This window comes from Geopseudomonas aromaticivorans (assembly GCF_019097855.1).
In the GTDB taxonomy this organism is placed as follows: domain Bacteria; phylum Pseudomonadota; class Gammaproteobacteria; order Pseudomonadales; family Pseudomonadaceae; genus Geopseudomonas; species Geopseudomonas aromaticivorans.
The window spans coordinates 91,912-103,882 of sequence record NZ_JAHRGL010000014.1; the positions used below are offsets into that span (position 1 = coordinate 91,912).

An 11,971-nucleotide genomic window follows, 5' to 3' on the forward strand; every position below is an offset into this window, starting at 1 on the left:
TCCCGAGGTGAACCATGAAAGTGACCCAATCGACCCTGGAACAACTGGCCGCCGCCCTGCGCGGCGCCGAGGCGAGCGGAGAGGCCGTCGAGCCGCTGCGCGGCCTGATCGGCGAGGACAACGGCGCGGCGGCCTACGCCATCCAGCGCCTCAACATCGCCCACGGCGTCGCCGCCGGCCGCCGCGTGGTCGGCCGCAAGATCGGCCTGACCAACCCCAAGGTGCAGGCCCAGCTCGGCGTCGACCAGCCGGACTTCGGCACCCTGTTCGCCGACATGGGCTACGGCGACAACGAGGTGGTGCCGTTCGGTCGCGTGCTGCAGCCGAAGATCGAGGCCGAGATCGCCCTGATCCTCGCCAAGGACCTGCCGCGCGCCGACACCACCTTCGCCGAGCTGCTCGACGCCACCGGCTGGGTACTGCCGGCGCTGGAGATCGTCGGTTCGCGCGTGCAGAACTGGAACATCCGCTTCGTCGACACCGTGGCCGACAACGCCTCCAGCGGCTGCTACGTGCTCGGTGGCCCGGCGCGGCGCATCGCCGACGTCGATCTGCGTCTGGCCGCCATGCGCATGACCCGCAATGGCGAGGAGGTGTCCAGCGGCAGCGGCGCCGAGTGCCTCGGCCATCCGCTGAACGCCGCCGTGTGGCTGGCGCGGACCATGGCCCGTCTGGGCGAGCCGCTCAAGGCTGGCGACGTCATCCTCACCGGCGCCCTCGGCCCGATGGTCGGCGTGGCCGCCGGCGACCGCTTCGAGGCGGTGATCGAAGGCCTCGGCCAGGTCGCCGTCAACTTCTCGGCCGAGTGATCGGCAAGCTGCGTGCACAAGAGAACGACACCATGAAAAAACTCAAAGTCGCCATCGTCGGCTCGGGCAACATCGGCACCGACCTGATGATCAAGATCCTCCGTCACGGCAAGAACCTGGAAATGGGCGCCATGGTCGGCATCGATCCGGCCTCCGACGGCCTGGCCCGCGCCGCCCGGATGGGCGTGGCCACCACCCACGAGGGTGTCGAAGGCCTGACCCGCATGGAGGTGTTCAAGGACATCGACTTCGTCTTCGACGCCACCAGCGCCGGCGCTCACGTGAAGAACGACGCCTTCCTGCGCTCGCTCAAGCCCGGCATCCGCCTGATCGACCTGACCCCGGCGGCCATCGGCCCGTACTGCGTGCCGGTGGTGAATCTGGAAGAGCATCTGGGTGCGCTGAACGTCAACATGGTCACCTGCGGCGGCCAGGCCACCATCCCGATGGTGGCCGCGGTGTCCCGCGTGGCCAAGGTGCACTACGCCGAGATCGTCGCCTCCATCGCCTCCAAGTCCGCAGGTCCCGGCACCCGCGCCAACATCGACGAGTTCACCGAGACCACGTCGAAAGCCATCGAGGTGATCGGCGGCGCCGCCAAGGGTAAGGCGATCATCGTCATGAACCCGGCCGAGCCGCCGCTGATCATGCGCGACACCGTGTTCGTGCTGTCCGAAGCGGTCGACCAGGCGAAAGTGGAAGCTTCCGTCGAGGAAATGGCCCAGGCCGTGCAGGCCTACGTGCCGGGCTACCGTCTCAAGCAGAAGGTGCAGTTCGACGTGATCCCCGAGGACGCGCCGCTGACCATCCCGGGCCACGGCACCTTCTCCGGTCTGAAGACTTCCGTGTTCCTCGAGGTGGAGGGCGCCGCCCACTACCTGCCGGCCTACGCCGGCAACCTCGACATCATGACCTCCGCCGCGCTGGCTACCGCCGAGCGCATGGCTCTTTCCATGATCAACGGCTGAGGAGCACTGCCATGACCTTCAATCCCGGCAAGAAGCTGTACATCTCCGACGTCACCCTGCGCGACGGCAGCCACGCGATCCGCCACCAGTACTCGATCAAGAACGTGCAGGACATCGCCCGCGCGCTGGACCAGGCCAAGGTCGATGCCATCGAGGTGACCCACGGCGACGGCCTGCAGGGTTCCTCGTTCAACTACGGCTTCGGCGCGCACACCGACCTGGAGTGGATCGAGGCCGCCGCCGAAGTGATCGAGCATGCCAAGATCACCGTGCTGCTGCTGCCCGGCATCGGCACGGTGCACGACCTCAAGGCCGCCTATGATGCCGGTGCTCGCTCGGTGCGCATCGCCACCCACTGCACCGAGGCCGATGTGTCGAAGCAGCACATCGAGTTTGCCCGCGAGCTGGGCATGGACACCGTGGGCTTCCTGATGATGAGCCACATGATCCCGGCCGAGCAGCTCGCCGCCCAGGGCAAGCTGATGGAAAGCTACGGCGCGCAGTGCATCTACATGGCCGACTCCGGCGGCGCGATGAACATGCAGGACATCCGCGACCGCATGCGCGCCTTCAAGTCCGTGCTGAATGCCGAAACCCAGACCGGCATGCACGCCCACCACAACCTCAGCCTCGGCGTGGCCAACTCGATTGCCGCGGTGGAGGAGGGCTGCGACCGCATCGACGCCTCGCTGGCCGGCATGGGCGCCGGCGCCGGCAATGCGCCGCTGGAGGTGTTCATCGCCGCCGCCGAGCGCATGGGCTGGAACCACGGCACCGACCTCTATCGGCTGATGGACGCCGCCGACGACCTGGTGCGCCCGCTGCAGGACCGTCCGGTGCGCGTCGACCGCGAAACCCTCGGCCTCGGCTACGCCGGCGTCTACTCGAGCTTCCTGCGCCACGCCGAAGTGGCCGCCGCCAAGTACGGCCTGAAGACCCTCGACATCCTCGTCGAGCTGGGTCGCCGGCGCATGGTTGGCGGCCAGGAAGACATGATCGTCGACGTGGCGCTGGATCTGCTGGCGGCGGGCAAGGGGATGCGCTGAACCCCATTGGCTGCGCAATGGCGGGCCTCTGACGGCGGCCCGCCGCACTAGCGTTGTCCCGGGAAACCGCGGAGGCCCGGGACATCAGGGAACATGAGGAAGAGTCGTGATGCCGACCAACAGAGTGATGCAAAGCTACGGGCGCTGCTGCGCCAGTCCAGGCTTTTTCGACTCGTTCTACCAGCGCTTTCTCGCCAGCTCGCCGATCATTCGCGACAAGTTCACCGCTACCGACATGCTGGCGCAGAAGCAGCTGCTGCGTGCGGGCATCCTCAACCTGGTGCTCTATGCGCGGGGGATGCCCGACTCCAAGTTGCGGGATCTGGGGCATAGCCACTCGCGAGAGGGCTTCGACATTCGGCCCGAGCTCTACGAGTTGTGGCTGGAGGCGCTGCTGCAGACCGTCGCGGAACATGATCGGGAGGCTGGCGCCGATGATCTGCGCGCCTGGCGCGAGGTGCTGGGCAAGGGGATTGCGCTGATCAAATCGTATTACTGAGGCAGGCAGGTGCTCCCGCTGCCATGGGGGGAGATTTGGGCCGAAGCCCCGCTGCGGGGCTTCGGCCTTTTTTTGTCTGCGCGCCCGGTTATCCGGGCAGTGCACGAATGCACATTAATGTGCGCCCAAGGGACAAGCCGCGCGGTGGCTGGATAGTGGGGGTACCGGGGCGGACATAGAGTGGGGTCGACGTCAATCTAGCGGACTTGACCCATGTCAACACTCATCAATATCGATCAAGCCTCATCCCAGGCGGTGTCCCGTCCGGGAGTCGCCCAGCGGGGCGTCAAGCTGCTTATGGCGGTGCTGCCCTGGGCGATCATCGGTGGCCTGCTGTGGGCGGGCCTGTTCATCAAGCCGCAGCCGGTGGGCGCCACCGTGACGCCGCCGCTGCTCGAGCGCCGCGACCACTTCTACGGCCTGGCCCTGTCGCCGGCCGGCGACGTCTGGGTCAGCGGCTCCAGCGGCAAGATCCTCGCCATCGCCCAAGACGGCAAGGTCAGCCGTCTGGCCACCCCGACCCAGCGCACCCTGCAGGACATCGCCGTGTGGGATGCCCAGCATGCGGTGGCGGTCGGCAACGACGGGGTGATCCTGCACAGCGCCGATGCCGGCCAGAGCTGGCAGGCGGCCCAGGACGTGCCGCGCTCGGAAGTCGCCAACAAGCTCAACCGGGTGCGCGTCGCCCCGGGCGGCCTGGCCATCGCCACCGGCGAAATGGGCGCGCTGCTGATCAGCCGCGACTTCGGGCAGCGCTGGCAGCGCCTGCGCGAGGAGGAGGACGTGGCCTGGAACGACGTGGCCATCCTCGACGGCGGCCGCCTGCTGGTGGTCGGCGAGTTCGGCCGCATCCTGCTCAGCGACGAGCAGGGGCAGAACTGGGAGGAGATCGCCAGCCCGGTGCCGGCCTCGCTGATGTCGGTGCAGTTCCGCGATGCGCTGAACGGCGTGGCGGTCGGCCTGGAAGGCGCCCTGCTGGTGACCCGCGACGGTGGCCGGCAGTGGGACAGCGTCGACCTGGGCATCAAGGACCACCTGTTCGACGTGCTCTGGGACGCCGGCAACGGCCGCTGGTTCGCCAGCGGCGCGCTGGGCCGCTGGGTCAGCGGCAGCGCCGACGGCGCCTGGCAGAGCGGCGCCCTCGATGAGCGCAACCTGGCCTGGCACACCCGCGCGCTGCAGGTCGGCTCGAGCATCTGGCTGGCCGGCGCCGACGTCGGCCGCTGGGACGGCCGCCAGTGGTCGCCCGTGAATCCCTGAATCGCCCCTGGCCCCTACTTCTGCGAGATACGACCATGATCGAACGCATAGCCGAATTCTGCATCCGTCGGCGCGCCTGGGTGACCGGCGTGCTGCTCACCCTGACCCTGATCCTCAGCTGGTTCGCCCTGCACATCGAGGTGCGCACCGTGTTCGCGGACATGCTGCCCTCGCGCCACGAGTACGTGCAGACCCACGAGAAGTTCAAGGACACCTTCGGCGGCTCGAACATGGTCACCATCATGTTCGAGGTCGAGCAGGGCGACATCTTCCAGACCGCCGTGCTCGACAAGGTGCGCAGCGTCACCCTCGGCCTGCGCGAGGTCTCGGCGGTCAACCAGTACCAGATCACCTCGCTGGCCTCCAAGAAGCTCAAGGAAGTGCGCGCCTCCACCGCGGGCATCGAGAGCCGCCCGCTGATGTGGCCCGACCTGCCGGCCGATGCCGAGGCGATGGCCGAGCTGAAGCGCTCGGTGCTGCGCAACCCGATGGTCTACGGCCCCTACGTGTCCAAGGACCTGCAGGCCACCCTGGTCACCGTCGACTTCATCGACCGCCAGGTCGACTACAGCAAGGTCTTCCACGAGGTCCGCGCGCTGATCGCCAAGGTCGACGACGGCAGCGTGAAGATCCGCGTGGTCGGCGACCCGATCCTCTACGGCTGGGTCAACCACTACCTGCCGGAAACCATCCAGCTGGTGCTGGCCGCCCTGGCCGTGACCCTGGTCATGCTGTTCCTCCTGCTGCGCACCTGGCGCGGGCTGTTCCTGCCGCTGCTGGCCGGCGTGGTCAGCGCGATCTGGGCGCTGGGCATCTGCCGCCTGCTGGGCATCCACTTCGAGCCGCTGGTCATCGTGGTGGCCATGCTGATCACCTCGCGGGCGGTGTCGCACTCGGTGCAGATCGTCAACCGCTTCGACGACGAGATCGAGCTGCTGCCGCCGGGCAGCGACACCTCGCGGATCGCCGCGCGGATCGCCCTGGCCGACCTGTTCCGTCCCGGCATGCTGGGGGTGATCGCCGACGCCGCGTGCATGGCGGTGGTGGCGCTGAGCCCGATCCCGATGCTGCAGAAGCTCACCGTGCTGTCGGTGGTCTGGGTGTCGACGCTGACCGTCAGCGCGGTGATCCTCACCCCGGTGCTGCTGTCGTTCATCCGCAAGCCGCACGGCATGGCCCACCCGCTCAACTGCCTGCCGGGGTTGCGCAAGGTGCTCGACCTGGCCGTGCTGGTCTGCCTGTCGCGGGCCCGCTACGCGGTGCTCGGCGTCAGCCTGGTGGTGGTGGTCGGCGCCGGCCTGTACGCGCTGAACCTGAAGATCGGCGATGCCAATCCCGGTTCGCCGATCCTCTGGCCGCAGGCGCAGTACAACCAGGACTCGGCGGCGATCAACGCGCGCTTCGAAGGCGTCGACCGCATGTTCGTGGTGCTCGGCGACGACAGCCGTCCCGACCTGATCAAGGGCAACGAAGCCCTGCAGGCGATGAACAGCTTCCAGCGCTTCATCGAGGCGCAGCCGGAGGTCGGCGGCTCGGTGTCGATCGCCGACGTGCTGCCGCAGGTCAACGCCAGTCTGCGCGAGGGCAACCCACGCTACCTGGAGCTGGGCGACACGGGCAACCTCAACGGCAGCCTGATGGCCATGCTCGATTCGGTGTCCGAGCCGGGCGACATCTCGCGCTTCGCCGACGAGCACTACGCCAACGGCTCGGTGACCCTGATGTTCCGCGACCGCCAGGGCGAGACCATCCGCACCGCGGTGGCGCGCATCAAGGAGTTCATCGCCAGCCATCCGCTGAGCGAGGGCCAGTGGCACCTGGCCGGCGGCCTGATCGGCGTGATGGCGGCGGTCAACGAGATCATCCTGTCCAGCCAGATCGAGGCCATCGCCCTGGCGCTGCTGGTGCTCGCCGTGCTGTGCACCCTGGTCTACCGCTCCAGCGTCGCCGGCATGCTGTTCATGGTCCCGGTGATCATCTCCAACATGCTGACCTTCGCCTTCATGACCTGGAAGGGCATCGGCATGAACATCAACACCGTGCCGGTGGCCGCGCTCGGCATCGGCCTGGGGGTCGACTACGCCTTCTACATCGCCGACCGCATCAAGGAAGAGATCGCCGCCGGCAGCAGCCCCGAACACGCCATCCGCCAGGCCCTGCACAGCTCGGGCATGGGGGTCATCGTCACCGCCAGCGTGCTGATCCTCGCCACCCTGCTGTGGTGGGTGTCCTCGCTGCGCTTCCAGGCCGAGATGGGCCTGCTGATGGCCATCTGGCTGAGCGTGTCGGCGTTCTCTGCGCTGTTCGTCATGCCCGCGCTGATCTACGTCACCCGCCCGCGCTTCATCTTCGGTGAGCGCGCGGCGGAGCCGGCGGCCAGTGCCCAACCCGCCCCGTTCCAGCCGGCCTGAGACGGGATAACAACAACAAGAAACCATCGGTTCCTCGCTGCCAACCACTCTGGGGATAACACATGAACAAGCACGGCATCGTGGGTGCGCTCTCGCGCGCCCCTCTGGACAAGCTAGCGCTGGCGATCGCCCTGGCATCGGTCGCTTCGACCGCCCTTGCCGAAGACCGCTTCAAGTACGACGGCTACCTGCGCGAGGAGCTGTCCTGGAACATGAAGAACTGGGAGGACACCCCCGGCTACGACGACAAGGGCAAGCTGTCGATGGCGCGCAGCACCGCGCGCCTCAACCTGGAGTGGCAGGCCACCGACGCGCTGACGGTGGTGGCCAAGCTGCGCGCCACCCGCGAGGTGAAGACCAACTTCCTCGAGCAGCTCGAGGAGATGGGCGCCTACAACTACCGCGAGGCTGACGGCCAGGGCGACATCATGGATCTCTACAACGACGAGGAGATCCGCGAGCTGTACGTCGACTTCCCGGTCGGCGAGCGCCTGCAGTTCCGCCTCGGCAAGCAGCAGGTCGTCTGGGGCGAGACCGACTTCTTCGCCGCCAACGACCTGGTGCACGGCTTCGACTACACCTGGCGCAGCTTCCTCGAGCCGGCCAACGAGGAGCTGCGCAAGGCCAACATCATCGCCAAGATGAACATCGACGTGCCGGAGCTGGACGGCGGCCTGGAGGTGTTCGTGCGTCCGGGCTGGGACGACAAGAACGACATCGGCACCGAGCTGGACATCTACGGCGGACGCTGGTCGAGCCAGCCGTACGCCGGCGTCGACTTCCGCAACATCGACCCGTACAACTTCGAGAACGACGAGGGCGACTACCGCGACGTCACCGGCGGCATCCGCTGGAGCGGCCTGTATGGCGACACCAACTACTCGGTCTCCTACCTGAAGACCTACTACCCGTCGCCGATCCTCAACGCCTCCAACAACCTCGCCCTGTTCGGCCTGCCGGGCGTGCCGTCCGGCGCGGAAACCAAGGGCACCACGCAGACCCGCGGTCCGGCCGGCGAGATCATCTACCCGATGGTCGACATCTTCGGTTTCACCGCCAGCCGCTACTCCGGGTGGGCGGACGCGGTGTTCAGCACCGAGATGGCCTACATCAAGGACGCGCCCTACCAGATCCTGCAGTCGCCGCCGACCCTGATCAGCCAGGCGGTGGCTCCGGGCTTCGACGGTTACGCCACCAAGGACGTGGTCGCCCTGATGCTGCGCATGGACAAGAACATCGCCGCCACCCAGGACTGGCTGGGTACCGAGAAGCCGATGTTCTTCTCGGTGCAGCTGTTCGACAAGTGGGTGCAGAACTACGACAGGGACGACGCGCTGCTCTACAGCGTCGGCTGGGGCGGCCAGGTCCAGGAGCACTCGGTGCTCGCCACCACCATTTTCGACCTCAGCTACAACAGCGGGCGCATCCGTCCGAACCTGGTGCTCGGCGCCGACCTCAGCAACGGCGGCGGCTTCGCCGTGCCCTCGGTCACCTTCGAGCTGTCCAGCAAGGTGCGCTGGAAGGTCGAGTACGACGCCTTCTGGGGCAGCGACGCGCGCGACGGCGACAAGTGCGGCTTCCCGAATGCGGCCTCCTGCGACAACGCCACGCTGTTCGACTACTTCAACAACCGCGATCAGCTCTACACCAGTGTGACCTACCTGTTCTGATCCCCATCGGAGAGACCCCCATGAACGCACTCCGCTTTCCCCTGCGCCACACCCTGACGGTCGGTCTCCTCGCGGCGGCCGGCAGCCTGTCGGCCCTCGCCGTCGCCGCCGAACTGCCGGCGGGCACGGTGATTTCCGCCGCCAACCTCGACCAGATCAAGAACGACACCTTCGAGGGCCACAGCATCGCCAGCCTGCTCACCGAGAAGATGGAATGGCGCATCCGCAACAGCGGCTGGAAGCTGCCGCTGGCCAAGTCCAAGGAAGTGCCGCTCGACCCGCGCTGGGTCAAGGCCTCGCAGGCCAACGTGGGCAAGGCCAGCATCAACAAGGAAGCCTGCCGGGTGGACAACTGGGGCGCCGGCGCGCCCTTCCCGAACATCGACATGAAGGACCCGCAGGCGGCCGAGAAGCTGGTATGGAACTGGCACCTCGGTCAGCTGGTCGGCGACGTCTCCCAGGTGCCGCAGTACACCCAGCTGCTGATCGACGGCAAGAAGGGCTTGCACGCCGAGCCGGTGGCCGAATTCACCCGTTACAGCATGAAGGGTCGCCTGACCGGCGAGCAGACCGTCGAGGGTGACGGCAGCGAGCGCGGCCGCCAGTTGCTGTACTTCAAGTCGCCTTCCGACATGAAGGGCCTCGGCACCTACACCCAGATGTACGACTCGGACAAGGTCAACAGCGTGTGGGCCTACATTCCCGCCGTGCGCCGCGTGCGCCAGCTGTCCGGCGGCGCCTGGATGGACCCGGTCGGCTCCTCCGACCAGCTGCAGGATGACCTGGAGATCTTCAACGCCCGGCCGTGCTGGTACCCCGAGTACAAGCTGCTCGGCAAGCGCTGGGTGCTCGCCGTGGCCAACAGCAAGACCGGCCTGTGGAATCCGGAGGGCAAGAGCTTCGCCGAGAAGTACCCGGTGGTGGAGAACGCGGCGCCCTTCTGGAACATGAACAACAACGACTTCGAGCCGCGTGAGGTCTACGTGGTCGAGGCGATCACCCCGGCGGCGCACCCGTACAGCAAGAAGGTGCTGTACATCGACGCGAAGTACCCGCGCTTCTACTACGCCGAGGCCTACGACCGCAAAGGCGAGTTCTGGAAGTTCATGGAGTTCCACTCCTACTCCAACACCGCCGACGGCGACATCCGCACCACCGCCGGCGCAGTCATCGACTTCCAGCGCAACCACGCCACCCTGTCGATGATCGACACCAAGTCGTGGAAGACCAACTTCGACGCCAAGGCCAGCGACTTCTCCCTGCAGACCCTGCAGCGCGCCGGCCGCTGATCCGCAGCGCCACGACCGGGGCCGCCGCTGGTGCGGCCCCGGTCCTTCTCCAGGCGTGAGCCCGCCGGCTCGCGCCGCCCATTTCCGTCACCCAGAAGCCGGCTGTCGACAGGCTGCCGGTCAGCGGAGAACAACAAGATGCCGACCATGAAAGCCGCGCGCCTGCACCAGATCGGTGCGCAATTCGTTCTCGATGAAGTGCCGCGCCCCGAGCCTGGCGCCCACGATGTGCTGGTCAAGGTCGAAGCCAGCACGGTGATCCCCAACCTGAAGAACGTCACCACCCACTTCCCCGAGTGGTACCCGTTCCTGCCGCTGCCGGCGCTGCCGGCGATCTTCGGCCTCGACTCGGCCGGCACCGTGGCCGCGGTCGGTTCGGCGGTCACCTCCTTCAAGCCGGGCGATCGCGTCTACGTCAATCCCGGCATCGGCTGCGGCGAGTGCCGCCACTGCAAGCAGGGCGAGACGCCGCGCTGCGCGGCCTACACCTTCCTCGGCTATTTCGGCTTCGGGCCCGGCTCGCAGGCGATCTTCGAGAAGTACCCCTACGCCGGCTACGGCGAGTACCTGACCGCGCCGGCCACCAACCTGGTGCGCCTGCCGAACAACCTGTCGAGCGCCCAGGCCACCCGCTTCGGCTATCTCGGCACCGCCTACTCGGCGATCCGCAAGGCCGCCCTGCGCCCGGCGCAGAGCATCCTGATCCTCGGCGCCAGCGGCACCCTCGGCGTCGGCGCCACCCTGCTGGCGTTGGCCTTCGGCGCCGCCAAGGTGGTGGTTGCCGCCCGCGACCGCGCGGCGCTGGAGCGCCTCAAGGAGCTGGACCCGCGGCGCGTGGAGATCGTGCCGATCGGTGCGCGGCCGATCCGCGAGCAGGTCCTCGAGCTGCTGCCGGACGGCGTCGACGCCATGCTCGATACCCTCGGCGCCAAGGCGCCGGCCGCGCTGTCGGTGGACGCCATGGGCGCGGTCGGCCGCGGCGGGCGCATCGTGCAGATCGGCGGGGTGGCCGGGCCGATTCCCATCGACCCGCATCCGTTCATGTGCCAGCAGCTGCAGTACATCGGCTCGTTGTGGTTCACCACCGCCGAGGGCGACGAGATGGCCCGCATGGTCGAGTCGGGCATCCTCGACCTGGCGCTGCTCGAGGAGCGTGCCTACCCGCTGGCGCAGCTCAACCAGGCGCTCGAGGACATCCAGAGCCAGGCCAACGGCTTCACCAACTTCCACATCGTCCACGGCTGACCTTCAGCCCCTGCGGCGACGCGGGCCGTCGGCGTCAGCGAGCGGGCCGCGTCTGCGCTACCACGGAGCATCGTTGCCATGAAATCCCAGCGCATCATCACCGGCCACGATCAGGCCGGCCGCTCGATCGTCGCCAGCAGCGGCCCGCTGCCCAGCGTCGGCGAGTTCCGCCAGTTCCCCGGTTTTGCCGTCGAACTGATCTGGCAGACCGCCCCCGGGCCCATTCCCGCCCATCCCGTCGACCCGACCAGCCCGCCGGATTCGGTACTGCCGGCGCCTGGCGGCAGTTGCGCGATGCGCGTCACCTTTCCACCTGCAGCCTCGGCAGTGCCGGTGGACTTCGATCCCCAGGCGGCCGCCCGCGAGCTGTGCGAACGGCTGCCCGGGCTGGGCGAGCTGTTCGAGGCCGACGCCCCCGGTTTCCATCGCTCCGACACCATCGACTACGGCGTGGTGCTGGAAGGCGAGGTTACCCTCGAACTGGATGACGGCGCTCGCCGGCTGCTGCGCCAGGGCGACGTGATCGTGCAGATGGGAACCCGGCATGCCTGGAGTAACACCGGTAACACGCCGGCTCGTCTATTGTTTGTGATGGTGGGTGCGCAGCGCGGTCAGGCCGCGGCGTAACCTCCCTCCGAAGATCTAGCTGTGTAAACCCAGTACGTTGTTCATTGAAAGTGCGGCGCGGCTGATTGGCGGGTTGTAGTCGAGACTGGCATGCGGCCTGTGCCAGTTGTAGTGATGTAGCCAGGCAGGCAAGTGAGCCGCCCTCTG

General features: G+C 67.5%; 11 protein-coding genes. 10 read left to right on the top strand and 1 reads right to left on the bottom strand.

Features of this window, described 5'->3' with window-relative positions; genetic code table 11:
- The first annotated feature begins 14 nt into the window (after window positions 1-14).
- The 10 genes from mhpD (at window position 15) to KRX52_RS06170 (ending at window position 11,824) form a co-directional block, all read left to right on the top strand.
- A complete protein-coding gene (mhpD, locus tag KRX52_RS06125; RefSeq protein ID WP_217680464.1) occupies window positions 15-809 on the top strand; it encodes a 2-keto-4-pentenoate hydratase in 795 nt (264 codons plus the stop codon).
- Window positions 810-841: 32 nt separating this feature from the next.
- Window positions 842-1,777: an acetaldehyde dehydrogenase (acetylating) gene (locus KRX52_RS06130; protein ID WP_217680465.1), complete on the top strand. Its 936-nt coding sequence runs from the start codon at window positions 842-844 to the stop codon at window positions 1,775-1,777.
- An 11-nt stretch (window positions 1,778-1,788) separates the two neighbouring features.
- Window positions 1,789-2,823 (top strand): 4-hydroxy-2-oxovalerate aldolase, encoded by a 1,035-nt coding sequence (dmpG, locus tag KRX52_RS06135; protein WP_217680467.1) that lies wholly within the window; start codon window positions 1,789-1,791, stop codon window positions 2,821-2,823.
- A 109-nt stretch (window positions 2,824-2,932) separates the two neighbouring features.
- Window positions 2,933-3,322, top strand: a complete 390-nt coding sequence (locus KRX52_RS06140; RefSeq protein WP_254797429.1) for a globin — start codon at window positions 2,933-2,935, stop codon at window positions 3,320-3,322.
- Between the two features lie 213 nt (window positions 3,323-3,535).
- A complete protein-coding gene (locus tag KRX52_RS06145) occupies window positions 3,536-4,582 on the top strand; it encodes a WD40/YVTN/BNR-like repeat-containing protein (protein WP_217680471.1) in 1,047 nt (348 codons plus the stop codon).
- A 35-nt stretch (window positions 4,583-4,617) separates the two neighbouring features.
- On the top strand, window positions 4,618-6,993 hold the full coding sequence (locus KRX52_RS06150) for an efflux RND transporter permease subunit (RefSeq protein WP_217680473.1): 2,376 nt from the start codon (window positions 4,618-4,620) through the stop codon (window positions 6,991-6,993).
- 62 nt (window positions 6,994-7,055) lie between these two features.
- Entirely contained in the window at window positions 7,056-8,663 is a 1,608-nt protein-coding gene (locus KRX52_RS06155) for a DUF1302 family protein (RefSeq protein ID WP_217680475.1), read from the top strand.
- Window positions 8,664-8,683: 20 nt separating this feature from the next.
- Window positions 8,684-9,952: a DUF1329 domain-containing protein gene (locus KRX52_RS06160; protein ID WP_217680477.1), complete on the top strand. Its 1,269-nt coding sequence runs from the start codon at window positions 8,684-8,686 to the stop codon at window positions 9,950-9,952.
- 138 nt (window positions 9,953-10,090) lie between these two features.
- Window positions 10,091-11,197 (top strand): alcohol dehydrogenase catalytic domain-containing protein, encoded by a 1,107-nt coding sequence (locus KRX52_RS06165; RefSeq protein ID WP_217680484.1) that lies wholly within the window; start codon window positions 10,091-10,093, stop codon window positions 11,195-11,197.
- Window positions 11,198-11,275: 78 nt separating this feature from the next.
- Entirely contained in the window at window positions 11,276-11,824 is a 549-nt protein-coding gene (locus KRX52_RS06170; RefSeq protein WP_217680486.1) for a cupin domain-containing protein, read from the top strand.
- A gap of 15 nt (window positions 11,825-11,839) precedes the next feature.
- Here KRX52_RS06170 and KRX52_RS06175 read toward each other — a convergent pair.
- The coding region (locus tag KRX52_RS06175; protein ID WP_217680492.1) for an integrase core domain-containing protein at window positions 11,840-11,971 on the bottom strand (132 nt) is incomplete at its 5' end.

Coding starts and splice junctions, on each gene's coding strand:
- mhpD (WP_217680464.1), top strand. CDS start 15: ATGAAAGTGACCCAATCGACCCTGGAACAACTGGCCGCCGCCCTGCGC.
- KRX52_RS06130 (WP_217680465.1), top strand. CDS start 842: ATGAAAAAACTCAAAGTCGCCATCGTCGGCTCGGGCAACATCGGCACC.
- dmpG (WP_217680467.1), top strand. CDS start 1,789: ATGACCTTCAATCCCGGCAAGAAGCTGTACATCTCCGACGTCACCCTG.
- KRX52_RS06140 (WP_254797429.1), top strand. CDS start 2,933: ATGCCGACCAACAGAGTGATGCAAAGCTACGGGCGCTGCTGCGCCAGT.
- KRX52_RS06145 (WP_217680471.1), top strand. CDS start 3,536: ATGTCAACACTCATCAATATCGATCAAGCCTCATCCCAGGCGGTGTCC.
- KRX52_RS06150 (WP_217680473.1), top strand. CDS start 4,618: ATGATCGAACGCATAGCCGAATTCTGCATCCGTCGGCGCGCCTGGGTG.
- KRX52_RS06155 (WP_217680475.1), top strand. CDS start 7,056: ATGAACAAGCACGGCATCGTGGGTGCGCTCTCGCGCGCCCCTCTGGAC.
- KRX52_RS06160 (WP_217680477.1), top strand. CDS start 8,684: ATGAACGCACTCCGCTTTCCCCTGCGCCACACCCTGACGGTCGGTCTC.
- KRX52_RS06165 (WP_217680484.1), top strand. CDS start 10,091: ATGCCGACCATGAAAGCCGCGCGCCTGCACCAGATCGGTGCGCAATTC.
- KRX52_RS06170 (WP_217680486.1), top strand. CDS start 11,276: ATGAAATCCCAGCGCATCATCACCGGCCACGATCAGGCCGGCCGCTCG.